Raw genomic sequence first — 26,777 nt, 5'->3', positions numbered from 1 at the left:
GCGACCTCGACAAGGAGGCGCAGACGACAGCGTGTCGCAGGCGTCGTCAAGACGGATGACGATTCCGTGTCGCGGACGGTCCGTCAGCCCTGCGGATTCACTTCCAGCAGTTCGACCGTGAAGCGCAGCGCCGAGTTGGCGGGGATTTCCGTCCCCATCCAGCGTGAGCCGTAGGCCAGGTCGGCGGGGATGACGAACTCATAGGTCTCGCCCTCGCGCATCAGAGCCACGCCCTCGGTCCAGCCCTTGATGACGCGGTTCAGCGGGAAGGTGGCGGGTTCATTGCGCGAATAGGAACTGTCGAACTCGCGCCCGTCGATGAAGGTGCCGCGATAGTGGACCTTGACCGTGTCTGTCGCGGTCGGCTGCGCGCCCTCGGGGTTGGCCTTGCTGACGAGCCGGTATTGCAGCCCCGACGGCGTCGAGGTCCAGCCGCGACGCTGGCTGTTCCACATCAGATAGGCGGCCTGACCGACTTCCCAGTTCTCCTGGGTCGCCGGGCCGACCGCCTCTCGCAGGCCGGGGTAGCCGACATCGGGCGTCGAGGCGCAGGCGGCGAGCGACACGGCGGCGAGAAGGGGCAGGGCGATGTGCTTCATGAAGCAAGGCTTATCACGCTAATCGAAACTGTCACCTGCCCGCGTGCGGGGGTCTTTATTTCGCCGAAGAAGGGCGTATATATGCGCGCTCCGCAGATTCCATGAATCCCGCGCGAAAGCGCCGAGGCCCGGTTTGTCGCCCTCCGACCGGTGCGAAGGCGTCGCCCCTCCCCAAGGGGGCGGATACATCCAGGCGTCCTGATCCGCGAGCGGATCGAGGGTGGACGCCGAGAGACATTTAACGGTCACGGATCGCCGGTCGGCGCGCCGTGGCTGCTGCATTGAGAGCGGGCCTCGCAAGGGGCCGCGATTGGGAAAACAGAATGGCCAAGTCCACCGACGGTCTCGCCTTGGGTAAGATCGCTGCCGCCACGTCGTTTACCGGCAAGAAGCGCATTCGCTACAGCTTCGGGCGCATCCCCGAAGCCGTGCAGATGCCGAACCTGATCGAGGTTCAGCGCGCTTCGTACGAGCAGTTCCTGCAACGTGAGTCGCGCCCCGGTCTGCGCAACGACGAGGGCATCGAGGCGGTCTTCAAGTCGGTGTTCCCGATCAAGGACTTCAACGAACGCGCCGTTCTGGAATACGTCTCCTACGAGTTCGAGGACCCGAAGTACGACGTTGAGGAATGCATCCAGCGCGACATGACCTATGCCGCGCCGCTGAAGGTCAAGCTGCGCCTGATCGTGTTCGAGACCGAGGAAGAAACGGGCGCTCGTTCGGTCAAGGACATCAAGGAGCAGGACGTCTACATGGGCGACATCCCGCTCATGACGGACAAGGGCACCTTCATCGTCAACGGCACCGAGCGCGTGATCGTCTCGCAGATGCACCGTTCGCCGGGCGTTTTCTTCGACCACGACAAGGGCAAGACCCACTCGTCGGGCAAGCTGCTGTTCGCCGCCCGCGTGATCCCCTATCGCGGCTCGTGGCTGGACTTCGAGTTCGACGCCAAGGACATCGTCTACGTCCGCATCGACCGTCGTCGTAAGCTGCCGGCCTCGACCTTCCTCTATGCCCTGGGCATGGACGGGGAAGAGATCCTCAAGACCTTCTACGAGACGGTTCCGTACGAGAAGCGCGGCGAAGGCTGGGTCACGCCCTACAAGCCGGAACGCTGGCGCGGCGTGAAGCCGGAGTTCGACCTGGTCGACGCCGACACCGGCGAAGTGGTCGCCCCGGCCGGTCAGAAGATCAGCGCCCGCGCCGCCAAGAAGCTGGCCGACGGGGGTCTGAAGTCGCTGTCGCTGGCGGCTGACGCCCTGCTGACCAAGTATCTGGCCTCCGACGCCGTCAACTTCGAAACCGGCGAAATCTACGCCGAGGCGGGCGACGAGCTGGACGCCGCCGCGATCGAGCTGCTGGAAGCCAACGGCTTCACCACCATCGACGTGCTGGACATCGATCACGTGACGGTCGGCGCCTACATGCGCAACACCCTGCGCGTGGATAAGAACACGGGCCGCGAGGACGCGCTGTTCGACGTCTATCGCGTCATGCGCCCGGGCGAGCCGCCGACGCCGGAAGCGGCCGAGGCCATGTTCAACTCGCTGTTCTTCGACGCCGAGCGCTACGACCTGTCGGCCGTGGGCCGGGTGAAGATGAACATGCGTCTGGAAACCCCTGAGGTCTCCGACGAAATCCGCGTCCTGCAGAAGGACGACGTGCTGAAGGTGCTGCAGATCCTGGTCGGCCTGAAGGACGGCCGCGGCGAGATCGACGACATCGACAACCTGGGCAACCGCCGGGTCCGTTCGGTGGGCGAGCTGCTGGAAAACCAGTACCGCGTCGGCCTGCTGCGCATGGAGCGCGCCATCAAGGAGCGCATGAGCTCGGTCGATATCGACACGGTCATGCCGCACGACCTGATCAACGCCAAACCGGCCGCCGCCGCGGTGCGTGAATTCTTCGGCTCGTCGCAGCTGTCGCAGTTCATGGACCAGACGAACCCGCTGTCGGAAATCACCCACAAGCGTCGCCTTTCGGCCCTTGGCCCGGGCGGTCTGACGCGCGAGCGCGCGGGCTTTGAAGTCCGCGACGTTCACCCGACGCACTATGGCCGTATCTGCCCGATTGAAACGCCGGAAGGCCCGAACATCGGTCTGATCAACTCGCTGGCCACCCACGCTCGCGTCAACAAGTACGGCTTCATCGAAAGCCCGTACCGTCGCGTGGTCGAAGGCAAGGCGACCGACGAGGTGGTCTACATCTCGGCGATGGAAGAGGCGAAGCACGTCATCGCCCAGGCCAACATCGAGCTGAACGACGGCGAGATCGTCGAGGAGCTGGTGCCGGGCCGGATCAACGGCGACTCTCAGCTGCTGACCAAGGAAACGGTCGACATGATGGACGTGTCGCCGAAGCAGGTCGTTTCGGTCGCCGCCGCCCTGATCCCGTTCCTGGAAAACGATGACGCCAACCGCGCGCTGATGGGCGCCAACATGCAGCGTCAGGCCGTGCCCCTGGTGAAGTCGGACGCGCCGCTGGTCGGCACCGGCATGGAAGCCGTGGTGGCCGTGGACTCCGGCGCTGTCGTGGTCGCCCGTCGTGAAGGCGTGGTCGAGCAGATCGACGGCACCCGCATCGTGGTTCGCGCCACGGGCGACGTGGAAGCCGGCCGCTCGGGCGTCGATATCTATCGCCTGTCGAAGTTCCAGCGTTCGAACCAGTCGACCTGCATCAACCAGCGCCCGATCGTGCGCGTGGGCGATGCGGTGAAGGCCGGCGACGTCATCGCCGACGGCCCGTCGACGGACCTGGGCGAACTGGCTCTGGGCCGCAACGCCCTGGTCGCCTTCATGCCCTGGAACGGCTACAACTTCGAAGACTCGATCCTGATCTCCGAACGGATCGTGCGCGACGACATCTTCACCTCGATCCACCTGGAAGAGTTCGAGGTCATGGCCCGCGACACCAAGCTGGGCCCGGAAGAAATCACCCGCGACATCCCCAACGTCGGCGAGGAAGCCCTGCGCAACCTCGACGAGGCCGGCATCGTGGCCATCGGCGCCGAAGTCCAGCCGGGCGACATCCTGGTCGGCAAGGTGACGCCGAAGGGCGAAAGCCCGATGACCCCGGAAGAGAAGCTGCTGCGCGCCATCTTCGGCGAGAAGGCTTCGGACGTGCGCGACACCTCGCTGCGCCTGCCGCCCGGCGTCGCCGGCACCATCGTCGATGTGCGCGTGTTCAACCGCCACGGTATCGACAAGGACGAGCGCGCCATGGCCATCGAGCGCGCCGAGATCGAGCGTCTGGGCAAGGACCGCGACGACGAGCTCAAGATCCTTGAGCGCAACGTCTACGGCCGCGTGAAGCCGCTGCTGCTCGGCAAGACCGCCGTGTCCGGCCCGAAGGGCATGGGCCGCGGCGAGGTCACCGAAGAGAAGCTGGCCGAAGTGTCCAAGGGCCTGTGGTGGCAGGTCGCCCTCGACGACGAGAAGGCGATGGGCGAGCTGGAGGCCATGAAGAAGCAGTTCGAGGACGCCCGTAAGGCCCTCGACCGCCGCTTCGAAGACAAGGTCGAGAAGCTGCAGCGCGGCGACGAGATGCCGCCTGGCGTCATGAAGATGGTCAAGGTCTTCGTGGCCGTGAAGCGCAAGCTGCAGCCGGGCGACAAGATGGCCGGCCGTCACGGGAACAAGGGCGTCATCTCCAAGATCCTGCCGATCGAGGACATGCCGTATCTGGAAGACGGCACCCACGTCGACATCGTGCTGAACCCGCTGGGCGTGCCGTCGCGCATGAACATCGGTCAGATCTTCGAGACCCACCTGGGTTGGGCCGCCGCCGGTCTGGGCAAGCAGATCTCCGGTCTGCTGGAAGCCTGGCAGCATGGCGGTCAGAAGCAGGCTCTGATCGAGCGTCTGACCGAGGTCTATGGCGCCGACACCCCGCTGCCGGACGACGAGGAAGACCTGATCGAGCTGGCGAAGAACCTGTCGAAGGGCGTGCCCTTCGCGACTCCGGTCTTCGACGGCGCGCGCATCTCGGACATCGAGGACCTGCTGGAATCGGCGGGCCTGGACCGTTCGGGCCAGTCGATCCTGTACGACGGTCAGACCGGCGAGCAGTTCAAGCGTCCGGTCACGGTCGGCTACATCTACATGCTGAAGCTGCACCACCTGGTCGACGACAAGATCCACGCCCGTTCGATCGGCCCGTACTCGCTCGTTACCCAGCAGCCGCTGGGCGGTAAGGCGCAGTTCGGCGGTCAGCGCTTCGGGGAAATGGAGGTCTGGGCTCTGGAAGCTTACGGCGCCGCCTACACCCTGCAGGAAATGCTGACGGTGAAGTCGGACGACGTGGCTGGCCGGACCAAGGTCTACGAGGCCATCGTCCGCGGCGACGACAGCTTCGAAGCCGGCATCCCCGAGTCGTTCAACGTGCTCGTGAAGGAAATGCGCTCGCTGGGCCTGAACGTGGAGCTGGAAAACAGCTGATCGGATCAAGCGCCCTTCCTCGCCTCGGCGGGGGAGGGCGGTCCGCCTGTTCTCCTCTCTGAATGATTTTCGCGGGGCAGTCCCGCAGAAGGAAAAAAGATGAACCAGGAAGTCCTGAACATCTTCAACCCGGTCCCGGTCACGCCGACCTTCGACCAGATCAAGATCGCCCTGGCCTCGCCGGAAAAGATCCGTTCGTGGTCGTTCGGCGAGATCAAGAAGCCGGAAACCATCAACTACCGCACGTTCAAGCCCGAGCGTGACGGCCTGTTCTGCGCCCGTATCTTTGGCCCGACCAAGGACTACGAATGCCTGTGCGGCAAGTACAAGCGCATGAAGTACAAGGGCATCATCTGCGAGAAGTGCGGCGTTGAGGTCACCCTGGCCCGCGTCCGCCGCGAGCGGATGGGCCACATCGACCTGGCCGCCCCGGTCGCCCACATCTGGTTCCTGAAGTCGCTGCCGAGCCGCATCTCGCTGATGCTGGACATGGCGCTGAAGGACGTCGAGCGCGTCCTGTATTTCGAGAACTACATCGTCACCGAGCCGGGCCTGACCCCGCTGAAGCAGAACCAGCTGCTGACGGAAGACGAGTTCTATCACTACCAGGAAGAGTTCGGCGACGACGGCTTCACCGCCGAGATCGGCGCTGAGGCGGTCCGCAACCTGCTGATGGCGATCGACCTGAACGCCGAGGCCGAGAAGCACCGCGCCGAGCTGGCCGACAACCCGTCGGAGCTGAAGGCCAAGAAGGCGTCCAAGCGCCTGAAGCTGCTGGAGGCCTTCATCGAGTCGGGCAACAAGCCCGAGTGGATGATCCTGACCATCGTGCCGGTCATCCCGCCCGAGCTGCGCCCGCTGGTGCCGCTGGACGGCGGCCGCTTTGCGACGTCGGACCTGAACGACCTGTATCGCCGGGTCATCAACCGGAACAACCGCCTGAAGCGCCTGATCGAGCTGCGCGCGCCGGACATCATCATCCGCAACGAGAAGCGGATGCTGCAGGAATCGGTCGACGCCCTGTTCGACAACGGCCGTCGCGGTCGCGTCATCACCGGCGCGAACAAGCGTCCGCTGAAGTCGCTGGCCGACATGCTGAAGGGCAAGCAAGGCCGCTTCCGTCAGAACCTGCTGGGCAAGCGCGTCGACTATTCGGGCCGTTCGGTCATCACCGTGGGCCCCGAGCTGAAGCTGCACGAGTGCGGCCTGCCCAAGAAGATGGCGCTGGAGCTGTTCAAGCCGTTCATCTACGCGCGTCTGGACGCCAAGGGCCTGTCGGGCACCGTCAAGCAGTCCAAGCGCATGGTCGAGCGCGAACAGCCCGCCGTCTGGGACATCCTGGACGAGGTCATCCGCGAGCACCCGGTGCTGCTGAACCGCGCCCCGACCCTGCACCGTCTGGGCATCCAGGCGTTCGAGCCCAAGCTGATCGAGGGCAAGGCCATCCGCCTGCACCCGCTGGTCTGTACGGCGTTCAACGCTGACTTCGACGGCGACCAGATGGCTGTGCACGTCCCGCTGAGCCTCGAGGCCCAGCTGGAAGCGCGGGTGCTGATGATGTCGACGAACAACATCCTGTCGCCCGCCAACGGCAAGCCGATCATCGTGCCGTCGCAGGACATCGTCCTGGGTCTGTACTACCTGTCGCTGGTCAAGGAAGGTCAGCCGGGCGAGGGCAAGCTGTTCGCCAACATGGGCGAAATCGATGCGGCGCTGGACGCCCGCGTCGTGACCCTGCACACCAAGATCAAGGCGCGCTGGACCGAGATGAACTCGGAAGGCGAAGTCGTGACCAAGGTGATCGACACCACGCCGGGCCGGATGAAGCTGGGCGCTCTGCTGCCGCTGAACCCGAACATCGGTTACAACCTTCTGGACAAGAACCTGACCAAGAAGGAAATCGGCAACCTGATCGATCAGGTCTATCGCCACTGCGGTCAGAAGGCGACGGTCATCTTCGCCGACCAGATGATGCAGATGGGCTTCCGCGAAGCGGCCAAGGCCGGCATCTCGGTGGGCAAGGACGACATCGTCATTCCCGCCAAGAAGGAAGCTCTGGTCAACGAGACCCGCACCCAGGTCGAAGAGTACGAGCAGCAATACGCTGACGGCCTGATCACCAAGGGCGAGAAGTACAACAAGGTCGTCGACGCCTGGGCCAAGGCCACGGACAAGATCGCCGATGAGATGATGGGCGAAATCGCCCAGCCGCGCGTCCTGATCAAGGGTCAGGAGCCGGACATCAACTCGGTCTTCATGATGGCCAACTCGGGCGCCCGTGGTTCGCAGGCCCAGATGAAGCAGCTGGGCGGGATGCGCGGCCTGATGGCCAAGCCCTCGGGCGAGATCATCGAGACGCCGATTATCTCGAACTTCAAGGAAGGCCTGACCGTCCTTGAATACTTCAACTCCACCCACGGCGCCCGTAAGGGTCTGGCCGACACCGCGCTGAAGACCGCCAACTCGGGTTACCTGACCCGTCGTCTCGTGGACGTGGCGCAGGACTCCATCGTCACCGAGGAAGACTGCGGCTCGACGCGCGGCATCACCCTGCGCGCCGTGGTCGAAGGCGGCGACGTGCTCGTCTCGCTGGGCCAGCGCGTGCTGGGCCGTTACGCGGCCGAGGACATCAAGGAGCCGGGCGGCGAAGTCCTGTTCCCTGCCGACACCTATCTGCAGGAAGAGGAAGTCGAGCTGATCGACAAGGTGGGCGTCCAGTCCATCAAGGTTCGTTCGGCCCTGACCTGTGAAGCCGATACCGGCATCTGCGCGACCTGCTACGGCCGCGACCTGGCGCGTGGGACCAACGTCAACATCGGCGAAGCGGTCGGCGTCATCGCCGCCCAGTCGATCGGCGAGCCGGGCACCCAGCTGACGATGCGGACCTTCCACATCGGCGGTACGGCTCAGGTGGCGGAGACCTCGTTCTTCGAGGCGACCAACGCCGGCGTCATCAAGGTCGTCGGTCCGACCGTTATCGCCGCTCACGGCGACCCGGTGGCCATGAGCCGCAACGTCGTGGTCACCGTGACCGTCGACGGCAAGGACCGCGAATCCTACAAGGTGCCGTACGGCGCGCGCCTGCGCGTCAAGGAAGGCTCTGAAGTCGCCAAGAACCAGCGCCTGGCCGAGTGGGATCCCTACACCACCCCGATCCTGACGGAAGTCGGCGGCGTGGTGCGCTTCGAGGACCTGGTCGACGGCCTGTCCGTCAAGGAAGAGACCGACGAAGCCACGGGCATCGCCCAGCGCGTCGTCTCCGACTGGCGCGCCAGCCCGCGCGGTGCGGACCTGCGTCCGGCCATGGGCGTCACCCAGGGCGACAGCTACGCCAAGCTGTCGAGCGGTTCCGACGCGCGCTACCTCCTGCCCGTCGGCGCCATCCTGTCGGTGGCCAACGGCGACGAGACCAAGCCGGGCGACATCATCGCCCGTATCCCGACCGAGGGCGCCAAGACCCGCGACATCACCGGCGGTCTGCCGCGGGTGGCGGAACTGTTCGAAGCTCGTCGTCCGAAGGATTGCGCGGTCATCGCCGAGATGGACGGTCGCGTCGAATTCGGTCGCGACTACAAGAACAAGCGCCGCATCAAGATCACCCCGGAGCCGGATGCCGACGGCAACCAGGGCGAAGCGGTCGAGTTCCTGATCCCGAAGGGCAAGCACATCTCCGTCCACGACGGCGATCTGATCCAGAAGGGCGACTACATCATCGACGGCAACCCGGATCCGCACGACCTGCTGCGCATCCAGGGCGTCGAGGCGCTGGCCGAGTATCTGGTGAACGAAGTGCAGGAGGTCTACCGACTGCAGGGCGTGCCGATCAACGACAAGCACATCGAGGTGATCGTCCGCCAGATGCTGCAGAAGGTCGAGGTCATCGACTCCGGCGAAACCACCCTGATCCGTGGCGACACGGTCGAAGTGGCTGAAGCGGCTGTCGAAAACGCCAAGGTCGAGAAGCGTGGCGGCCGTCTGGCGATCACGCAGCCGGTCCTGCTGGGCATCACCAAGGCGTCGCTGCAGACCCGCAGCTTCATCTCGGCGGCGTCGTTCCAGGAGACCACCCGCGTCCTCACCGAGGCTTCGGTCCACGGCAAGAAGGACATGCTGGAAGGCCTGAAGGAAAACGTCATCGTCGGCCGTCTGATCCCGGCCGGTACGGGCGCCTACCTGCGCAGCCTGCAGAAGATCGCCAACGAGCGGGACGCTGAGCTGACCCAGGCCCGCGAAGAGGCGGTCGAGCCGCTTCCGGCGGACCTGGCCCTGGAACTGGAGCAGTCGGCCGACTGATCCGGGTTCAGATCCTGAAAGACTGAAGAGAGCGGCGTCGAAAGGCGCCGCTCTTTTTCTTTGTCGCTAATCCTTGCCGAGCGCGGGCTACTGTCGCCGTGCAGGGGGCCGCGGCGCAGGCGTCGCGGAAGTCGCCGGGCCGTCGCGGGACGTGCGGATGTTCTGGGTCGAATCCATGCGCATGGACGGGTCCAGAAGGTCGCCGGCGCAGCCGCTGCCCAAATTGGAGCCGGGACAGTCCCGCGGGCGGGTAATGCCGATGCCCCCGCTGGGCGGCCGACGGCTTTCCTCATAGCGCTGCATCTCGCGGGCGCCTTCGCGAGCGAAGCGGGCGTCGCGCCCGGCGTTGCCAGTGCCGGTTATTCGGCCGCGCTCGGCGCCTTCTGCGGCTCGCTCGTTGTAGCGCTCGTCGCAGATAAGCTTTTCGCCGTTTCTCAGCATCTGCGTCGCTGGGCAACCGGCGGGGGAAGTCCGTAACGCGCGGGCATTCGCGTCGGCCTGGCTTTCGGGCGCCACGCGCCACGCGTCAGACACCCCGGCAACCCCGGACGCTGCGGCGGAGGGGGCCCCGGCCGCCGGATTGGCCAGACGCGGCGCCGGCGGGGCGGGCGCGCCTTCCCGTCCTTCGTCCTCGTCCTTCTTGCGGCGAATGATCGGGGCGACGACCGCAGGAGCGGCGGGCGCTCGTTCCGGGGCAGCGGCGGGCGGTGCGAGGGCGGGAGCGGGAACCTGCGCAGGCGCCGCCGGTCGGGGTGTTTCAGCGGCAGCCGGAACCGGCGCTGGCGTTTGGGGCGCAGCCGCGGCCGGCGCCGGCCTGGGAGGCGCCTCGGCCGGAGCGGGGATCTGGCGCTCGCGTTCCGCCGGGCGCGGCGGCGTGGGGATGGGCGTCGGCTGAGGGAGCCGCAGTGGGGGCTCTGGGAGGATTTCCCGGCGTTGGATCTCCACCTGTATGATGGTCGGCGGGGGCGGAGTGGACGGCTGGGCCAGCTTGTCTCTGGCCGCCATATGCGCCATGCCGCCGAAGACGACGACATGCATCAGCACCGATGCGGCGCCGGTCAGTGCGCGTCGAAGGCCAGGGCGTTGCCGCCGGGCCTTCAGTTGGGCCAGAACTGCAACGCTCATTGAGCCTCCCCCCGTGTGGAGCGATCATGCCAAGCCAAGCATGGCCATATATGGGCGCAAATCAGCGTATGGGGAACCGCGCTCGCTCAGCGGCGGACCTTGGCGATCGACGGGCGGGCCGCGTGCGCGAATCCCTTGACCTGTTAACGGATCGCGCGTAGAAGCCGCCCACTTTCGAGAAGTGGGCGGTTCGCCGTTCGCTCAGATCGTGACAATCGAACGGACGGGCTGTGCCCGCCGGAACGCCCGAAGCGCGCGTTCCGGTTTTTCTGTTTGGGCGTCTCGTTCGGCTCGATAACACCCGGGCGGGGCTTCGGCCTCGTCCAAAAGAAGGCTCATGAGGCGCTCCGGTCGAAAGACACACGCCTCCACATCGAAAAGAGACGAATTCGAATGCCCACGATCAACCAGCTGATCCGCAAGCCCCGTAAGCCGAAGCCGGTCCGCAACAAGGTCCCGGCCCTGGAGGGTTCGCCCCAGCGTCGCGGCGTCTGCACCCGCGTGTACACCACGACCCCGAAGAAGCCGAACTCGGCCCTGCGTAAGGTCGCCAAGGTCCGCCTGGCCAAGAACGGCGTCGAAGCCGTGTGCTACATCCCCGGCGAAGGCCACAACCTGCAGGAGCACTCGGTCGTGCTGATCCGCGGCGGCCGCGTGAAGGACTTGCCCGGCGTTCGCTACCACATCCTGCGCGGCGTGCTCGACACCCAGGGCGTCAAGGACCGCAAGCAGCGTCGTTCGCACTACGGCGCCAAGCGTCCGAAGTAATCCGCTCCTTAGCGCCCTACAGATTTAAGAGGATACATCCATGTCCCGTCGTCACCGCGCTCAGAAGCGTGAAGTTCTGCCGGATCCGAAGTTTGGCGACCTGGTGGTCACCAAGTTCATGAACTACGTCATGTACGAAGGTAAGAAGGCCGTCGCCGAAAACATCGTTTACGGCGCCTTCGACATCCTGGCTGACAAGAAGAAGGAGCAGACTGCGGTCGAGACCTTCCACGCTGCGCTGGAAAACGTCGCCCCGGCCGTCGAAGTCCGTTCGCGCCGCGTCGGCGGCGCCACCTATCAGGTGCCGGTCGAGGTCCGTCCGGACCGTCGTCGCGCCCTGGCCATCCGCTGGCTGGTCAACGCTGCGCGCAACCGCGGCGAGAACACCATGACGGAAAAGCTGGCTGCCGAACTGCTGGACGCTTCGAACAACCGCGGCACCGCGGTCAAGAAGCGCGAAGACACCCACAAGATGGCCGAGGCGAACCGCGCCTTCAGCCACTACCGCTGGTAAACGTCTTAAAACCGTCCCTGTTCTTCGGATAATGGGACGGTCGCCAATCAGACGATCCGGCGCGGGCGTTCAGACTGAACCGCCCGCGCCGTCATATCCGACACCCCAGGGCGCTCGCGCGTCCGCGAAGCTCCCGGAAGGCAAATCGAATGCCCCGCACACATAAAATCGAAGACTACCGCAACTTCGGCATCATGGCCCACATCGACGCGGGCAAGACGACGACGTCCGAGCGGATTCTGTTCTACACCGGCAAGAACCACAAGATGGGCGAGACCCACGACGGTTCGGCCACGATGGACTGGATGGACCAGGAGCAGGAACGCGGCATCACCATTACGTCGGCCGCGACGACCGCCTTCTGGAAAGAAAAGCGCCTCAACATCATCGACACCCCCGGCCACGTGGACTTCACCATTGAAGTCGAACGTTCGCTGCGCGTGCTCGACGGCGCCGTGACGGTGCTGGACGGCAACGCCGGCGTCGAGCCGCAGACGGAAACCGTCTGGCGCCAGGCCGACAAATACCGCGTTCCGCGCATCGTCTTCGTCAACAAGATGGACAAGATCGGCGCCGACTTCGAGAAGTCGGTCGAGTCGATCCGCGACCGCCTGGGCGCCAAGGCTGTGCCGATTCAACTGCCGATCGGTTCGGAATCGAACCTGAAGGGCGTGATCGACCTGGTCGAAATGAAGGGTCTGATCTGGGAAACCGATCAGGTCGGCGCCGCCGCCATCGTCGGCGACATCCCGGCTGAGCTGGCCGACGCCGCCGCTGCCGCGCGTCAGTACCTGGTCGACAACGCCGTCGAACTCGACGACGAGGCGATGGAAGCCTACCTGGGCGGCGAAGAGCCGTCGGTCGAAGTCCTGAAGCGCTGCATCCGTAAGGCCGTGATCGAAGGTCACTTCTATCCGGTGCTGTGCGGCTCGGCGTTCAAGAACAAGGGCGTGCAGCCCCTGCTGGACGCGGTTGTCGACTACCTGCCGTCGCCGCTGGACATCCCCGCCATCCCGGGCATCGACTTCAAGACCGAAGAGCCGACCACGCGTAAGGCCTCGGACGACGAAGCCCTGTCGGTTCTGGCGTTCAAGATCATGGACGACCCCTTCGTCGGTTCGATCACCTTCTGCCGCATCTACTCGGGCAAGATGGAAACCGGCCAGTCGCTGCTGAACTCGTCGCGCGACAAGCGCGAGCGTGTCGGCCGCATGCTGCTGATGCACTCGAACAACCGTGAAGACATCAAGGAAGCCTACGCCGGCGACATCGTCGCCCTGGCAGGCCTGAAGGAAACTCGCACCGGCGACACCCTGTGTGATCCGCTGAAGTCGCCGGTCATCCTGGAGAAGATGGAATTCCCGGCGCCGGTGATCGAGATCGCCGTCGAGCCCAAGACCAAGGCCGACCAGGAGAAGCTGGGCGTCGCCCTGGCCAAGCTGGCTTCGGAAGATCCGTCCTTCACCGTCTCGACCGACCACGAGTCGGGCCAGACGATCCTGAAGGGCATGGGCGAGCTGCACCTGGACATCAAGATCGACATCCTGAAGCGCACCTACAAGGTCGAAGCGACCATCGGCGCGCCGCAGGTGGCCTATCGCGAGTCCATCAGCCGCAAGGCCGAGATCGACTACACCCACAAGAAGCAGACCGGCGGTACGGGTCAGTTCGCCCGCGTCAAGCTGGTGTTCGAGCCGGGCGAGCCGGGTTCGGACTTCGTCTTCGAGTCGGCCATCGTCGGCGGCGCCGTGCCCAAGGAATACATCCCGGGCGTGGAAAAGGGCCTGAAGTCGGCCAAGGACAACGGCCTGCTGGCCGGCTTCCCGGTCATCGACGTCAAGGCGACCCTGATCGACGGCGCCTTCCACGACGTCGACTCCTCGGTGCTGGCGTTTGAAATCGCCTCGCGGGCCGCGTTCCGTGAACTGAAGGAAAAGGGCGGACCGAAGCTGCTCGAGCCGATCATGGCCGTCGAGGTCGTGACCCCGGAAGAGTACCTGGGTTCGATCATCGGCGACCTGAACGGCCGTCGCGGCATGATCCAGGGTCAGGACATGCGCGGCAACGCCGTCGTCGTGAACGCCTTCGTGCCGCTGGCCAACATGTTCGGCTATGTGAACACGCTGCGCGGCATGTCGCAGGGCCGCGCCCAGTTCACCATGCAGTACGACCACTATGAATCGGTGCCGCAACACGTCGCCGACGAAGTGATCAAGAAGTACGCCTAAGTCCGTCTTTCTGACGGGCCCACTTGAAAACGGGGCGGTTTGAGCACAAATCGCCCCATCTATCCCCAAACCCATTTGGACCCCCGTTTTGGGGATTCCAGGAGCTAGAGAATGGCCAAGGAAAAGTTCGAACGTAATAAGCCGCACGTGAACATCGGCACGATCGGCCACGTTGACCACGGCAAGACGACGCTGACGGCGGCGATCTCGATGACGCTGGCGAAGGCCGGCGGCAACAAGGCGATGAACTACGCCGACATCGACAACGCGCCGGAAGAAAAAGCGCGCGGCATCACCATCAACACGTCGCACGTGGAATATGAGACGGCCAACCGTCACTACGCGCACGTGGACTGCCCGGGCCACGCCGACTACGTGAAGAACATGATCACGGGCGCCGCTCAGATGGACGGCGCGATCCTGGTGTGCTCGGCCGCTGACGGCCCGATGCCGCAGACCCGCGAGCACATCCTGCTGTCGCGTCAGGTCGGCGTTCCGGCCCTGGTGGTGTTCCTGAACAAGGTCGACATGGTCGACGACGAGGAACTGCTGGAGCTGGTCGAAATGGAAGTGCGCGAGCTGCTCAGCTCGTACCAGTTCCCGGGCGACGACATCCCGGTCGTCAAGGGCTCGGCCCTGGCCGCCGTCGAAGACCGCGACGCCCACATCGGCGAAGAGCGCATCCTAGAGCTGATGGCGGCGGTCGACGCCTACATCCCGCAACCGGAACGCCCGATCGACATGCCGTTCCTGATGCCGGTCGAAGACGTGTTCTCGATCTCGGGCCGCGGCACCGTGGTGACGGGTCGCGTCGAGCGCGGCATCGTCAAGGTCGGTGAAGAAGTCGAAATCGTCGGCATCCGTCCGGTTCAGAAGACGACCTGCACGGGCGTTGAAATGTTCCGCAAGCTGCTGGACCAGGGTCAAGCCGGCGACAACGTGGGCGTGCTGCTGCGCGGCACCAAGCGTGAAGACGTCGAGCGCGGCCAGGTGCTGTGCAAGCCGGGTTCGATCACCCCGCACACCAAGTTCGTGGCTGAAGCCTACATCCTGAACAAGGAAGAAGGCGGCCGTCACACGCCGTTCTTCACGAACTACCGTCCGCAGTTCTACTTCCGCACGACCGACGTGACCGGCATCGTGCACCTGAAGGAAGGCGTGGAAATGATCATGCCGGGCGACAACGCCGAGCTGGACGTCGAGCTGATCACGCCGATCGCGATGGAAGAGAAGCTGCGCTTCGCCATCCGTGAAGGCGGCCGCACCGTCGGCGCCGGCGTCGTGGCCAAGATCGTCGAGTAATCGACGTCAGAATGGGCGGGGGCTTCGGCCCTCGCTGGTTCGCCAGTAACGAGTAAGCGTACCGGCCTCACGCAGCCCGAAAGGGCGGCAGGCCGCAGTAATGGCCTCAAGCAGCCCGCAAGGGCGTTAGGCCAAGCGTAAAGCGTAACAGAGCGGCCCCCGGAGCGATCTGGGGGCCGTTTTGCTGTCAGTCGTTCGGTTCGCCGGTGGCCGGGTCGGTTTCGGTGCGGCCAGAGTTGCTGCTGCCCTCGGCGCCTCGCGGCTCTGTGGCAGGGCGGGGCGGATGGCCGGCCGTGTCGGGTCGCAGGTCTTCGTTCTCGGTTTCTCGGGTCTTGGGGCGGGGCGTTGTCATGGGTACCTCCTGCCCAAGACAATGCGGGGGCGGACAAGAGGCTCCGTTCCTTGATGCTGTCCGCCGGATGCTAACCCGGCCTCAAGAGCTTGGACGTATCAGCCAGGCTTGGAACGGGACTTGCTGTGCTTGTTCCGGAAGGGAGCGTCATGTCGGGACCACTATCAGTCGAAATTCGTAGCGTGGCTGAGCTGTCGGCTGGTGAGGGCGCGCAGTGGAATGACTGGGCGCGCGCGGATCCCGACCTGAGCAGCCCCTATTTTCGCTGGGAGTTCGCCCGGACGGCGGGCCCCATCTGTCCTGGGTCGGCTGTCGCTGTCTTCAAACGGGACGGTCGCGTGGTCGGCTATTATCCGCATCAGCGTCGGGGCGGGACGATCCAGCCGCTGGCCGCGCCAATGAACGACTATCACGGAGTTATCGGCCCTCGCGACCTGAAGCCGTCGATGCAGGAAGCCGCGCGCCTGCTTCGAGCACCGAGGTTCGCGGCGGCGGCCTGGATCGGCGAGGCCCCTGCAGAGATGCCGCGCTACTCCAGCGTGGTGTCGATCGTGCCCGACGACGGCGGCTTTGACGCCTGGTACGCGCGGCGCAGGAAGGCCTTTCCGAAGTACTTCAAGGACAAGGAACGTTCGCGTCGAGGGCTGGACGGGGCCTTCGGGACGGTCGAGATCGAAATCTGCCTGCGGGATCACGCCCTGCTGGAGCGCCTGATCATCGAGAAGAGCGAGCAGTATCGCCGAACCGGCCATCATGACATTTTCTCCTGCGGTTGGACGGGCCAGGTGCTGCACGCTCTGATGGACAGCGAAGGCGAAGACGGCTTCGGCGCCTCGATGGCGGTGCTGCGGGTCGACGGGCGCGTGGTGGCGATGGAGTATTCGATGCACGCGGGGCGTCATTTCCACCTGTGGTTCCCCGTCTATGCGCAGGAGGTGGCGCGCTGGTCTCCGGGCATAGTCCTGACGCAGGAGACCATCCGTTTGGGGGCCGGGCGCGGCTACCGTGTCTTTGACTACGGCGTAGGCGTAGGCGGCAATTACAAGAAGTATTACGATGACGGGGGTCTTGTGACTGTTGAAGGCCTCGTGGCCCGACCTGGCTTAACCAAGGCGCTTTGCGACTCGGCGAGCGCCGTCGTCGGCCTGGTGGGGCGCGAGCGGGCCCGGCGGTTGCGGACAAGCACCCAGCGTCGCTGGTCCGTGATCGAGGCGTGCGAGACGAGTTGGACGGGTCGAACCTCGGGAGCGCTGCGCGCCGCCGTGGACATGGTGCGGAAATAGAAAGGGCGGCCGTCACGGCCGCTGAAGCAGGGAAACGCGATGACGAATGCCATGACGCGCTATGCGGGCCCGATCAGCCAGGCCGAGGTGCATCCTCACAGCCTGGTCGCCAGCGGCTTCGCCGAGGATCAGGCGCTGGCCGAGGTCCTGGACCGCTATCCGGCCGACCTGTTCGACATCAACCTGTATGACTACGACGACGAGGGACAGGTCAGCCTGCGCACCGGCGCGCGCGGGCGGCTGAACGGCGCCGAGCTTCTGGAAGCGATCCAGCAGGGCCGATTGTGGGTCAATATGCGCGATGTCGAGCGCGGCTGGCCCGAGCTGTGGCAGGCGACCATGGCTGAGTTCGACCGGATCATGGGCGACGCCTATCCGGGCCTGAAGGCGGTCAGTCGCAACGGCCAGCTGATCCTGTCGTCGCCGAAGGCGCGGGTGCCCTATCACTTCGACGCGTCCGGGGTGATCCTGTTCCACATGCGCGGCCGCAAGCGGCTGTTCGTCTTTCCCGGCGATGAGGCGCATCTGTCCGAGCACAGCATGGAGCAGGTGATTGCGCGGCAGACGACCGAGGAGATTCCCTATGTCCGCGCGTTTGAGCAGGACGCTCGAGCGATCGACCTGGAGCCTGGTCAGGCTTTGACCTGGCCCTTCTTTGCGCCGCATCGGGTGGAGAATCTGGACCGGTTCTGCGTCTCCCTGTCGGTCGATTTCCAGACCTGGAGCTCGCGCCTGAGACGAGGCGCCCTCTACACCAACGCCGTGCTGCGAAGCCGGGGAGGGGCGCCCCGTTCGACCGATCAGATGGGAACGCCTGAACTGGCCGCGCGCTGGGCGGCGTCGGTGTTGCTGAAGAAGACGGGCGCTCTCAAGAGCCGCCTGGAGGACTTCGAGCGCGACTTCGTGCCAGAGGCGGGCGCCGTGGACGGCGCCGGTCGACTGAACGCCGAGGCGGCGGGAGGCCAAGGTTAAAAGGGGTTCATGACCTCGATTTAAACTGACTTTGCGGTGCGGGGACCTCAGTCTTGTCTGGACACAGAGACAGGGAGAGCTCGCTGATGAAACCCGCCGCTATCGCCGCCGCCTTGGGATCCGCGCTGGCTGTATCCGCCGTGCTTGCGGCGCCCGCATTCGCCGCTGAAGTGACCATCCGCAATGCGGTGGCGCGCGTGATCGTGATTCCTGAAGACCGCGCAGATGTGGGTGTCGAGATCACGCAAGGCTCGGCGGACCTGCCGGAACTGCGCCTCGAGCGCCGAGGGGGCCAGGTGCGCATAGACGGCGGCCTGGGCCGCGGGCGGGGCATGAGCTTCAACGGCGGACCGATAGGCTCATGCAACAGCGGACCGGCTGATGCGCGCCAACCGGGCGAAGGCGCAACGGTCGAGGTTCGGGGCAAGGGGCGGATCCGCATGGAAGATGCGCCGCTGATCGTGCTGCGGACCCCCAGAGACGTTGACGTCAATGGGGGTGGGGCCGTGTTCGGCGCCGTCGGCCGCGGCGCTCGCTCGGTAGACCTCGGTTCTGGCGGCTGCGGTTCTTGGACGGTGGCCAACGTGGATGGAGATGTGGAGCTGTCGGTCGGCGGTTCGGGCAGCATCCGCGCAGGCACGTCGCGCAATCTGGAAGCTGCAGTCGGCGGCTCTGGTTCGGTGTTCGCAGGCGCCACTGGGACGCTGGACGCCAGCGTCGGCGGCTCGGGCAGCGTAGATGTCGCCCGAGTGGATGGCGAGACGGCCATCGCGATCGGCGGCTCTGGCGGCGTGCGCGTCCGCGGCGGCCACGCACCGGTGCTGAGGGTCTCGATCGGCGGGTCCGGCGACGTGCGCTTTGAAGGAGAGGCTGGCGACGTGTCGGCGTCGATCGCCGGGTCGGGCGATGTGCGGGTGGCTGAAGCTACCGGTCGGGTGTCGCGCTCGATCGTCGGATCGGGGGATCTTCGTATCGGCCGCTGACGCCGCACGAAGCCTCTGAAGAAAGGGCCCGGAAGCGTGGAACCCTCCGGGCCTTTTTCACGCCTGCCGTTGCGCGGACGGCGGCAAACAAAAAACCCCGGCGGAGCGATCCGCCGGGGTTTCCTGTTTCCGAGCGGCCCTTGCAGGCCGCACAGACTGCTTAGCGGCCGAACAGGGCGGAGACGCCGTTGTGCGTGCGGCCCAGGTTGGCGCCGGCTTGGTCGCGAGCTTGCAGACCGCCGCCGAAGCTGTAGCGCATGCCGATGGTGAAGACGTTGGCGTCCATGTTCAGGTCCGAGGACTCGACGTAGTCGTAGCCGCCGAAGACCGAGTACGGCGAGTCAGCGAACTGATACTCAGCCGCCACGCCAGCCGACCAGGCGTCCACGTCGCCAGCGCCGACGAAGATGTTGTCGGCGTCGACGTTGGTGTAGGCGGCGCCGCCGCTCAGGCGCAGTTGCGGCGTGGCGTAGAAGGCGGCGTCGCCGGCCACGGTCCAGATGTCGGCGTCAGCAGCCGAGCCGTACGAGACGACGCCGGTCAGGGTGGCGCGGTCCAGGTACTTCTGGGCTTCCAGGCCGAAGGTGTTCAGCGTGGTCGCGCCCAGTTCCGAAGCGCCGTAGAAGCCGCCGAAGCGCATGTCTTCGATCTTCTTCGACAGGTGGACGGCGCCGGCCAGGGTCGTTTCGTCGCCCGCGCCGTCGATGTCCGTGTAGGCGCCTTCAGCGTTGAAGGTGACGGTCCAGTCGCCGAACACCGACGAGGCGACGGTGCCGTCGATGACGCCGCGGTTCACGTCCACGCCTTCAACGTCGGCGTAGTTGTAAGCGACGCCGACCGAGCCGATGGCGTCTTGAGCGAAAGCGGGAGCGGCGATCAGGGTCGCGGCGGCGACCGAAGCGAGAAAGACGGTTTTCATTTTTTTGTCCTTATGTACTGCCGCCGAGCAAGCTGAGCCGCCCGGCGATGCGCAAGACATAGGTCGCACTTTCGCGCTTTGCCGTAACAAACATGTCATGGCGTCGTCACATCAGGGGCAATGTTGCCCAAAAGCGACGCATTGCGGCAGAACTGCGTCAGCATGCAGTAGGCAATGCGGCGGCGCCTTATCGGCGCGTTCATCTGGCCGTTATCCAGCCTCAGTTCCTAACGAAAGGCCTGTGTTATGTCGCTGAACCCCGTCGCAGGGGCGTGCGGGCCCTGCGAGTCGCAAACGCTGACGGGGCGGGGATTTCCACGCTTGACGGAAACGGAATCGGAGGGCATAAGCGCCCCTCTTGTTGGACCGGCTGTGCACTTTCGGGTGCAGACGCGGTCCGCAGGAACGACCTAAGTTACTGTTCTTTGCAGCTTCTTGGGAACTTACGGCCTTCGCGGGGGACTGCGTGGGCCGCTCGTTTTTGCGGATTTGCGTTTCCTGGGGACGAGTTTTCGTCTCGGGGCTTCGGTCTTTGAAATGGTTCACAGGGACGCGGCTCCGGCCGCATGGGAATAACAACCGATATGGATCAAAGCATCCGCATCAGGCTCAAGGCCTTCGATCACCGCGTCCTCGACTTTTCGACGCGCGAAATCGTCAACACCGCCAAGCGCACGGGCGCGACCGTTCGTGGTCCGATCCCGCTGCCGACCCTGATCGAAAAGTTCACCGTGAACCGCTCGCCGCACGTCGACAAGAAGTCGCGCGAGCAGTTTGAAATCCGCACGCACAAACGCGTGCTCGACATCGTCGACCCCACCCCGCAGACCGTGGACGCGCTCATGAAGCTCGACCTGTCCGCCGGCGTGGACGTCGAGATCAAGATCTAAGAAAGAAAGAGGCGGGATCCGACATGCGCACGGGCGTGATCGCCAAGAAGCTGGGGATGACCCGCGTGTTCGCCGATGACGGCGCACACGTTCCGGTCACTGTACTCCAGCTCGACGGCTGCCAAGTCGTCGGCCAACGTACCAAGGAGCGCGACGGTTACGTCGCCCTTCAGCTGGGCGCTGGCGTTAAGAAGGCCAAGAACACGGCCAAGGCTCAACGCGAAGTTTTCGCGAAGGCCGAGGTTGAGCCGAAGGCCTATGTGACCGAGTTCCGCGTGGGCGAAGACGCCCTGCTGGACGTGGGCGCCGAACTGTCGGCCGACCACTTCCTCGCGGGTCAGAAGGTCGACATCCAGGGCCATACCATTGGTAAGGGCTTTGCGGGCGCCATGAAGCGCTGGAACTTCGGCGGTCTGCGTGCTTCGCACGGCGTGTCGATTTCGCACCGCTCGCACGGTTCGACCGGCCAGCGTCAGGATCCGGGTCGCGTCTTCAAGGGTAAGAAGATGGCCGGTCACCTGGGCCAGGAAGTCGTCACCACCCAGAACCTGACCGTCGTCCGCGTCGACGCCGAGCGTGGCCTGATCCTGATCAAGGGCGCTGTCCCGGGTCACGATGGCGCCTACGTCAAGATCAGCGACGCCATCAAGAAGGCCCGCCCGTCGGACGCCCCGTTCCCGGGCGCCGTGAAGTCGGCCGCTGCTCAACCCGCTTCGACGCCGGCTGAAGAAGCTCCGGCCGTGGAAGCGACCGAAGGCGGTGAAGCGTAATGAAACTCTCGGTCATCAAACTCGACGGCAAGGCTGCTGGCGACGTTGAGCTGTCGGACGCCGTCTTCGGCATCTCCGACATCCGCGGCGACCTGCTGGCCCGTTACGTCAACTGGCAGCTGGCCAAGCGCCGCGCTGGCACCCACAAGGTTCAAACCCGCAACGAGAACTCTCGTACGGGCAAGAAGATGTACAAGCAGAAGGGCACGGGCGGCGCCCGTCACGGCTCGCGTCGTGCGCCCCAGTTCGTCGGCGGTTCGCCGGCGTTCGGCCCGGTCGTTCGCGACCACGGCTTCTCGCTGCCCAAGAAGGTCCGCGCTCTGGCCCTGCGTCACGCCCTGTCCTCCAAGGTCAAGGCTGGCGATCTGGTCGTCGTCGACAGCGTTTCGGTCAAGGAAGCCAAGACGGCCGCCCTGCGCGAAACCTTCGGCAAGCTGGGCTGGACCAAGGCTCTGATCATCGCGGGTCCGGAAGTCGACGCCAACTTCGGCCTGGCCGCGCGCAACATCCCGCACATCGACGTGCTGCCGAACGCCGGCCTGAACGTCTATGACATCCTGCGGGCGGACAAACTGGTGCTGACCAAGGCCGCCGTTGAGGCGATCGAGGCCCGCTTCGCTGAGAAGGAAGCCGCATAATGGCCGCCGCTCAACCCACCGCCAAGCACTACGACACCATCCTGGCTCCGGTGATCACCGAGAAGGCCACGATCCTGTCGGAGCAGAACAAGGTCGTCTTCCGCGTCGCCGGCACGGCGACCAAGGATGAGATCGCCGCTGCGGTCGAAAGCCTGTTCAAAGTCAACGTCCTCAAGGTCAACACCCTGGTTCAAAAGGGCAAGACCAAGCGCTTCCGGGGCATCCTCGGTCGCCGCGTGGACATCAAGAAAGCGATCGTGACGCTGGCCGATGGTCAGTCGATCGACGTCACGACGGGGCTCTAAGACCATGGCTCTGAAGCATTACAATCCGACGTCGCCGGGCCGCCGCGCCCTGGTGCTGGTCGACCGCTCCGAGCTGCACAAGGGCCGCCCGGAGAAGTCGCTGACCGAGGGCCTGACCAAGTCGGGCGGCCGTGGTCAGGGCGGTCGCATCGCTGTCCGCTTCCGCGGCGGCGGCGCCAAGAAGCTGTACCGCAAGATCGACTTCAAGCGTCGCAAGTTCGACGTGGTCGGCACGGTCGAGCGTCTGGAGTACGACCCGAACCGTACGGCGTTCATCGCTCTGGTGAACTACGCCGACGGCGAGAAGGCCTACATCATCGCTCCGCAGCGCCTGCACGCCGGCGACACCATCGTCGCGGGTGAAAAGGTCGACGTGAAGCCGGGCAACGCCATGCCCCTGCGTTCGATGCCGGTCGGCACCATCATCCACAACGTGGAGATGAAGCCGGGCAAGGGCGCTCAGCTGGCCCGTTCGGCCGGCGCCTACGCTCAACTGGTCGGTCGCGATCAGGGCTACGCCCAGATCCGTCTGGGCTCGGGCGAGCTGCGCATGGTTCTGGACTCGTGCCTGGCCGTGGTCGGCGCCGTGTCGAACCCCGAGCACATGAACCAGAACCTGGGCAAGGCTGGTCGCAAGCGTCACATGGGCTGGCGTCCGCACGTCCGCGGCGTTGCCATGAACCCGATCGACCACCCGCATGGTGGTGGTGAAGGCCGGACCTCTGGTGGTCGTACCCCGGTTACGCCGTGGGGCAAGGACACCAAGGGCACCCGCACCCGCAAGAACAAGGCTACGGATAAGTTCATCATCCGTACTCGCCACGTGAAGAAGGCTCGCTAAGAATGGCCCGCTCCTCCTGGAAAGGCCCGTTTGTCGACGGGTATCTGCTCAAGAAGGCCGACGCCGCTCAATCGTCGGGCCGCAAGGACGTGATCAAGACCTGGTCGCGCCGCTCCACCATCCTGCCGCAGTTCGTCGGTCTGACGTTCGGCGTCCACAACGGCCAGAAGCATGTGCCGGTGTCGGTCTCCGAAGAAATGGTCGGCATGAAGTTCGGCGAGTTCGCCCCGACCCGGAACTTCCCGGGCCACGCGGCGGACAAGAAGGCCAAGAGGAAGTAATCCATGGCCCAGACCAAGAACCCCCGTCGCGTTGCGACGACCGAGGCCCGCGCCAAGCTGGTCAACGTCCGCATCAGCCCGCAGAAGCTGAACCTGGTGGCCCAATCGATCCGCGGCCTGCCGGTACAGAAGGCTCTCAACGAGCTGGAATTCAGCCGCAAGCGCATCGCCGGCGACGTCCGCAAGGTGCTGTACTCGGCCGTCTCGAACGCCGAGAACAACCACAACCTCGACATCGACAACCTGGTCGTCGCCGAGGCCTTCGTGGGCAAGAACCTGGTGATGAAGCGTTTCGCGAGCCGTGCTCGCGGCCGCTCGTCGCGCATCCTGAAACCGTTCAGCGAAATCACCATCGTGGTTCGCGAAGCAGGTGAGGCCGCCTGATGGGTCAGAAAATCAATCCGATCGGTCTGCGCCTCGGCGTGAACCGCACGTGGGACAGCCGCTGGTTCGCCGGCGGCGCCGACTACGCCAAACTGCTCCACCAGGACCTGAAGCTGCGCACGTGGCTGAAGGAACGCCTGTCGGCCGCCGGCGTGTCGCGCATCATCATCGAGCGTCCGCACAAGAAGTGCCGCGTGACGATCTACGCCGCCCGTCCGGGTGTCGTGATCGGCAAGAAGGGCGCTGACATCGAGAAGCTGCGCAAGGACATCGCCGCTCGCACCGAAGGCGAAGTTCACCTGAACATCGTCGAGGTCCGCAAGCCGGAAACCGACGCTCAGCTGATCGCCGAGAACATCGCTCAGCAGCTGGAACGCCGTATCGCGTTCCGCCGCGCCATGAAGCGTTCGATGCAGTCGGCCATGCGCCTGGGCGCCAAGGGCGTCCGCATCAACGTCTCGGGCCGTCTGGGCGGCGCCGAAATCGCTCGTATGGAGTGGTACCGCGAAGGCCGCGTGCCGCTGCACACCCTGCGCGCCGACATCGACTATGGCTTCTATGAAGCCAAGACGACCTACGGCATCATTGGCGTGAAGGTCTGGGTGTTTAAGGGTGAAGTGCTCGAGCACGACCCGATGGCTCAGGACAAGCGCTGGGCCCAGGAAGCCTCGGGTCCGTCGTCCAACGAAGGCCGTGGCGGCCCCCGCGGTGATCGCGGTCCTCGCCGTGGTCGTGAGGGCTGATAGGCCATGTTGCAACCGAAAAAGACCAAGTACCGCAAGGCCTTCAAAGGCCGCATCCACGGCTCGTCCAAGGGTGGTTTCTCGCTGAACTTCGGCTCCTACGGTCTGAAGGCCGTTGAGCCGGAGCGCATCACGGCGCGTCAGATCGAAGCGGCTCGCCGCGCGATCACCCGTCAGATGAAGCGTCAGGGCCGCGTCTGGATCCGTATCTTCCCCGACGTGCCGGTTTCCGGCAAGCCGGCCGAAGTGCGGATGGGTAAGGGCAAGGGCGCGGTGGACCATTGGGCCGCTCGCGTGGCCCCGGGCCGCATCATGTTCGAAATCGACGGCGTGCCGGACGACGTGGCTCGTGAAGCGCTGCGCCTCGGCGCCGCCAAGCTGCCGATCCGCACCAAGGTGGTCACCCGCCTGGACGCCGGCATCGTTACGGAGCAAGCCGCCTAATGACCAAGATCGCCGATCTCCGGTCGCAAACCGTCGACCAACTGTCCGACGAGCTGCTGAAGCTCAAGAAGGAACAGTTCAACCTGCGCTTCCAGGCCGCTACCGGCCAGATGGAAAAGACCCACCGGGTCTCGGAAGTGCGCAAGGACATCGCTCGCATCTCGACGCTTCTGCGCGAGAAGCGTGCGGCCTCGTAAGGAAACACCGATGCCCAAACGCATTCTTGAAGGCGTGGTCGTCTCCGACAAGGGCGACAAGACCGTCGTCGTGAAGGTCGAGCGCACCCTGCTGCACCCGCTGCTTCGCAAGACGGTTCGTAAGTCCAAGAACTACCACGCTCACGATGAGGCGAACGCTCTCAAAGTCGGCGATATCGCGCGCATTATCGAATGCGCCCCCAAGTCCAAGTTGAAGCGCTGGGAAATCATTTCCCCGTCTTCGGCTTCGTAAGAAGAAGGATCGGATCCCATGATCCAGATGCAAACTAACCTGGAGGTCGCCGATAACTCGGGCGCTCGCCGGGTCATGTGCATCAAGGTGTTGGGCGGCTCCAAGCGCCGCTACGCCTCGATCGGCGACACCATCGTCGCCTCGGTGAAGGAAGCGATTCCGCGCGGCCGCGTGAAGAAGGGCGACGTTGTTCGCGCCATCGTCGTGCGCACCGCCAAGGACATCCAGCGCAAGGACGGCTCTGTCATCCGTTTCGACAAGTCGGCCGCCGTCATCGTCAACAAGCAAAACGAGCCTGTCGGCACCCGTATCTTCGGCCCGGTTCCGCGCGAGCTGCGCGCCAAGAACCACATGAAGATCATCTCGCTGGCTCCGGAGGTCCTGTAACATGGCCGCCAAGATCAAAAAGGGCGACAACGTCGTCGTCCTGACCGGCAAGGACAAGGGCCGCACCGGCCAGGTGCTGCAGGTCCTGCCGACCGAGAACCGCGTCGTCGTGCAAGGCGTCAACATGGTCCAGCGCCACACGCGCCCGACCCAGGCTGACCCGCAAGGCGGCATCAAGCACAAGGAAGCCTCGCTTCACCTGTCGAACGTCGCCATCGTCGACGGCAACGGCAAGGCGACCCGCGTGGGCTTCAAGGTCGAGGGGGACAAGAAGGTCCGCTTCGCCAAGTCGACGGGAGACGTCATCTGATGGCCGACACCAAGTACATGCCGCGTCTCAAGACCGAATATCAGGACCGCATTCGCGGCGCCCTGAAGGAAAAGTTCGGCTACACGAACGAGATGCAGATCCCCAAGCTGGACAAGATCGTCCTGAACATGGGCATCGGTGAAGCCGTCGCTGACTCCAAGAAGGCCACTGCGGCCCTCAAGGACCTGACGGCCATCGCCGGTCAGAAGGCCGTGCCGACCAAGGCTCGTAACTCCATCGCCGGCTTCAAGCTGCGCGAAGGCATGATCATCGGCGGCAAGGTCACCCTGCGTGGCGCCCAGATGTACGAGTTCCTGGACCGGTTCATCACGATCGCCCTTCCGCGCGTGAAGGACTTCCGTGGCCTGAAAGGCACCTCGTTCGACGGTCGCGGCAACTACGCCACGGGTCTGAAGGAGCACATCGTGTTCCCGGAGATCAACTACGACCAGATCGATCAGATGTGGGGCATGGACATCATCGTCTGCACCACGGCCAAGACCGATGAGGAAGCCAAGGCTCTCCTCACCGAGTTCAAGTTCCCGTTCGTGAACTGA

The 26,777-nt window shown here is 64.9% G+C and carries 27 protein-coding genes; 23 read left to right on the top strand and 4 right to left on the bottom strand.

Features of this window, described 5'->3' with window-relative positions; genetic code table 11:
- Positions 1-83: 83 nt before the first annotated feature.
- Positions 84-599, bottom strand: a complete 516-nt coding sequence (locus H9656_RS05320; RefSeq protein WP_191743170.1) for an FKBP-type peptidyl-prolyl cis-trans isomerase — start codon at positions 597-599, stop codon at positions 84-86.
- Between the two features lie 323 nt (positions 600-922).
- Here H9656_RS05320 and rpoB point away from each other — a divergent pair, with 323 nt between their 5' ends.
- Together rpoB and rpoC are read left to right on the top strand one after the other, a co-directional pair.
- Positions 923-5,038, top strand: a complete 4,116-nt coding sequence (rpoB, locus tag H9656_RS05315) for a DNA-directed RNA polymerase subunit beta (RefSeq protein WP_191743169.1) — start codon at positions 923-925, stop codon at positions 5,036-5,038.
- Positions 5,039-5,137: 99 nt separating this feature from the next.
- Positions 5,138-9,331, top strand: coding sequence for a DNA-directed RNA polymerase subunit beta' (gene rpoC / locus H9656_RS05310; RefSeq protein WP_191743168.1), 4,194 nt, complete (start codon positions 5,138-5,140; stop codon positions 9,329-9,331).
- 87 nt (positions 9,332-9,418) lie between these two features.
- On the opposite strand, the gene H9656_RS05305 is transcribed toward rpoC, so the two are convergent.
- Positions 9,419-10,456: a hypothetical protein gene (locus H9656_RS05305; protein WP_191743167.1), complete on the bottom strand. Its 1,038-nt coding sequence runs from the start codon at positions 10,454-10,456 to the stop codon at positions 9,419-9,421.
- A 393-nt stretch (positions 10,457-10,849) separates the two neighbouring features.
- On the opposite strand from H9656_RS05305, the gene rpsL reads away from it, so the two are divergent.
- The 4 genes from rpsL to tuf all read left to right on the top strand — a co-directional run bounded on the left by rpsL (position 10,850) and on the right by tuf (position 15,268).
- The gene (gene rpsL / locus H9656_RS05300; protein WP_003165508.1) at positions 10,850-11,224 is read left to right on the top strand and encodes a 30S ribosomal protein S12; all 375 of its coding nucleotides are present in this window, start codon (positions 10,850-10,852) and stop codon (positions 11,222-11,224) included.
- A gap of 40 nt (positions 11,225-11,264) precedes the next feature.
- A complete protein-coding gene (gene rpsG / locus H9656_RS05295) occupies positions 11,265-11,738 on the top strand; it encodes a 30S ribosomal protein S7 (protein WP_025976278.1) in 474 nt (157 codons plus the stop codon).
- A gap of 149 nt (positions 11,739-11,887) precedes the next feature.
- Positions 11,888-13,966: an elongation factor G gene (fusA, locus tag H9656_RS05290; RefSeq protein WP_191743166.1), complete on the top strand. Its 2,079-nt coding sequence runs from the start codon at positions 11,888-11,890 to the stop codon at positions 13,964-13,966.
- Positions 13,967-14,077: 111 nt separating this feature from the next.
- Positions 14,078-15,268 carry an elongation factor Tu gene (gene tuf / locus H9656_RS05285; RefSeq protein ID WP_191743165.1) on the top strand — a complete coding sequence of 397 codons (1,191 nt, stop codon included), beginning with the start codon at positions 14,078-14,080 and terminating at the stop codon, positions 15,266-15,268.
- A gap of 187 nt (positions 15,269-15,455) precedes the next feature.
- Here tuf and H9656_RS05280 read toward each other — a convergent pair whose 3' ends face one another.
- Complete coding sequence (locus H9656_RS05280; protein ID WP_191743164.1) at positions 15,456-15,620, bottom strand: hypothetical protein; 165 nt, start codon at positions 15,618-15,620, stop codon at positions 15,456-15,458.
- A gap of 182 nt (positions 15,621-15,802) precedes the next feature.
- Here H9656_RS05280 and H9656_RS05275 point away from each other — a divergent pair, with 182 nt between their 5' ends.
- The 3 genes from H9656_RS05275 to H9656_RS05265 all read left to right on the top strand — a co-directional run bounded on the left by H9656_RS05275 (position 15,803) and on the right by H9656_RS05265 (position 18,858).
- Positions 15,803-16,903: a GNAT family N-acetyltransferase gene (locus tag H9656_RS05275; RefSeq protein WP_318240596.1), complete on the top strand. Its 1,101-nt coding sequence runs from the start codon at positions 15,803-15,805 to the stop codon at positions 16,901-16,903.
- A 51-nt stretch (positions 16,904-16,954) separates the two neighbouring features.
- Entirely contained in the window at positions 16,955-17,875 is a 921-nt protein-coding gene (locus H9656_RS05270; protein ID WP_225212230.1) for a cupin-like domain-containing protein, read from the top strand.
- Between the two features lie 86 nt (positions 17,876-17,961).
- Positions 17,962-18,858 carry a head GIN domain-containing protein gene (locus H9656_RS05265; RefSeq protein WP_191743161.1) on the top strand — a complete coding sequence of 299 codons (897 nt, stop codon included), beginning with the start codon at positions 17,962-17,964 and terminating at the stop codon, positions 18,856-18,858.
- A 160-nt stretch (positions 18,859-19,018) separates the two neighbouring features.
- Here the strand turns inward: H9656_RS05265 and H9656_RS05260 are convergent, their stop codons facing one another.
- Complete coding sequence (locus H9656_RS05260) at positions 19,019-19,777, bottom strand: outer membrane protein (protein ID WP_191743160.1); 759 nt, start codon at positions 19,775-19,777, stop codon at positions 19,019-19,021.
- A gap of 584 nt (positions 19,778-20,361) precedes the next feature.
- Here H9656_RS05260 and rpsJ point away from each other — a divergent pair.
- The 14 genes from rpsJ to rplE are packed head-to-tail and all read left to right on the top strand — an operon-like array spanning position 20,362 to position 26,777.
- Positions 20,362-20,667 carry a 30S ribosomal protein S10 gene (gene rpsJ, locus H9656_RS05255; protein WP_003164367.1) on the top strand — a complete coding sequence of 102 codons (306 nt, stop codon included), beginning with the start codon at positions 20,362-20,364 and terminating at the stop codon, positions 20,665-20,667.
- Positions 20,668-20,690: 23 nt separating this feature from the next.
- The gene (gene rplC, locus H9656_RS05250; protein ID WP_191743159.1) at positions 20,691-21,437 is read left to right on the top strand and encodes a 50S ribosomal protein L3; all 747 of its coding nucleotides are present in this window, start codon (positions 20,691-20,693) and stop codon (positions 21,435-21,437) included.
- The gene (rplD, locus tag H9656_RS05245; protein ID WP_003170031.1) at positions 21,437-22,075 is read left to right on the top strand and encodes a 50S ribosomal protein L4; all 639 of its coding nucleotides are present in this window, start codon (positions 21,437-21,439) and stop codon (positions 22,073-22,075) included. Before rplC ends, rplD begins: the two co-directional genes overlap by 1 nt.
- Positions 22,075-22,380, top strand: coding sequence for a 50S ribosomal protein L23 (locus H9656_RS05240; RefSeq protein ID WP_003170030.1), 306 nt, complete (start codon positions 22,075-22,077; stop codon positions 22,378-22,380). The genes rplD and H9656_RS05240 overlap by 1 nt, the downstream gene beginning before the upstream one ends.
- Positions 22,381-22,384: 4 nt before the next feature.
- The gene (gene rplB / locus H9656_RS05235; RefSeq protein ID WP_191743158.1) at positions 22,385-23,221 is read left to right on the top strand and encodes a 50S ribosomal protein L2; all 837 of its coding nucleotides are present in this window, start codon (positions 22,385-22,387) and stop codon (positions 23,219-23,221) included.
- Positions 23,222-23,223: 2 nt separating this feature from the next.
- Positions 23,224-23,502 (top strand): 30S ribosomal protein S19, encoded by a 279-nt coding sequence (gene rpsS / locus H9656_RS05230; RefSeq protein ID WP_003164372.1) that lies wholly within the window; start codon positions 23,224-23,226, stop codon positions 23,500-23,502.
- Positions 23,503-23,505: 3 nt separating this feature from the next.
- A complete protein-coding gene (rplV, locus tag H9656_RS05225; protein ID WP_024353170.1) occupies positions 23,506-23,886 on the top strand; it encodes a 50S ribosomal protein L22 in 381 nt (126 codons plus the stop codon).
- Positions 23,886-24,629, top strand: coding sequence for a 30S ribosomal protein S3 (gene rpsC, locus H9656_RS05220; RefSeq protein ID WP_025978154.1), 744 nt, complete (start codon positions 23,886-23,888; stop codon positions 24,627-24,629). The genes rplV and rpsC overlap by 1 nt, the downstream gene beginning before the upstream one ends.
- A gap of 6 nt (positions 24,630-24,635) precedes the next feature.
- Positions 24,636-25,073 (top strand): 50S ribosomal protein L16, encoded by a 438-nt coding sequence (gene rplP, locus H9656_RS05215; RefSeq protein ID WP_003164375.1) that lies wholly within the window; start codon positions 24,636-24,638, stop codon positions 25,071-25,073.
- The gene (rpmC, locus tag H9656_RS05210) at positions 25,073-25,270 is read left to right on the top strand and encodes a 50S ribosomal protein L29 (protein ID WP_003164376.1); all 198 of its coding nucleotides are present in this window, start codon (positions 25,073-25,075) and stop codon (positions 25,268-25,270) included. The genes rplP and rpmC overlap by 1 nt, the downstream gene beginning before the upstream one ends.
- Positions 25,271-25,280: 10 nt before the next feature.
- A complete protein-coding gene (rpsQ, locus tag H9656_RS05205; RefSeq protein ID WP_003164377.1) occupies positions 25,281-25,523 on the top strand; it encodes a 30S ribosomal protein S17 in 243 nt (80 codons plus the stop codon).
- An 18-nt stretch (positions 25,524-25,541) separates the two neighbouring features.
- Positions 25,542-25,910: a 50S ribosomal protein L14 gene (gene rplN, locus H9656_RS05200; protein WP_003164378.1), complete on the top strand. Its 369-nt coding sequence runs from the start codon at positions 25,542-25,544 to the stop codon at positions 25,908-25,910.
- A 1-nt stretch (position 25,911) separates the two neighbouring features.
- Positions 25,912-26,220, top strand: a complete 309-nt coding sequence (gene rplX, locus H9656_RS05195; protein ID WP_191743157.1) for a 50S ribosomal protein L24 — start codon at positions 25,912-25,914, stop codon at positions 26,218-26,220.
- Positions 26,220-26,777 (top strand): 50S ribosomal protein L5, encoded by a 558-nt coding sequence (gene rplE, locus H9656_RS05190; RefSeq protein ID WP_025978152.1) that lies wholly within the window; start codon positions 26,220-26,222, stop codon positions 26,775-26,777. The genes rplX and rplE overlap by 1 nt, the downstream gene beginning before the upstream one ends.

Origin of the sequence: Brevundimonas guildfordensis (genome assembly GCF_014836405.1) — a bacterium.
In the GTDB taxonomy this organism is placed as follows: Bacteria; Pseudomonadota; Alphaproteobacteria; order Caulobacterales; family Caulobacteraceae; genus Brevundimonas; species Brevundimonas guildfordensis.
Note: the sequence above shows the minus strand (reverse complement) of the source record. Positions and strands in the feature narration are given on the sequence as shown.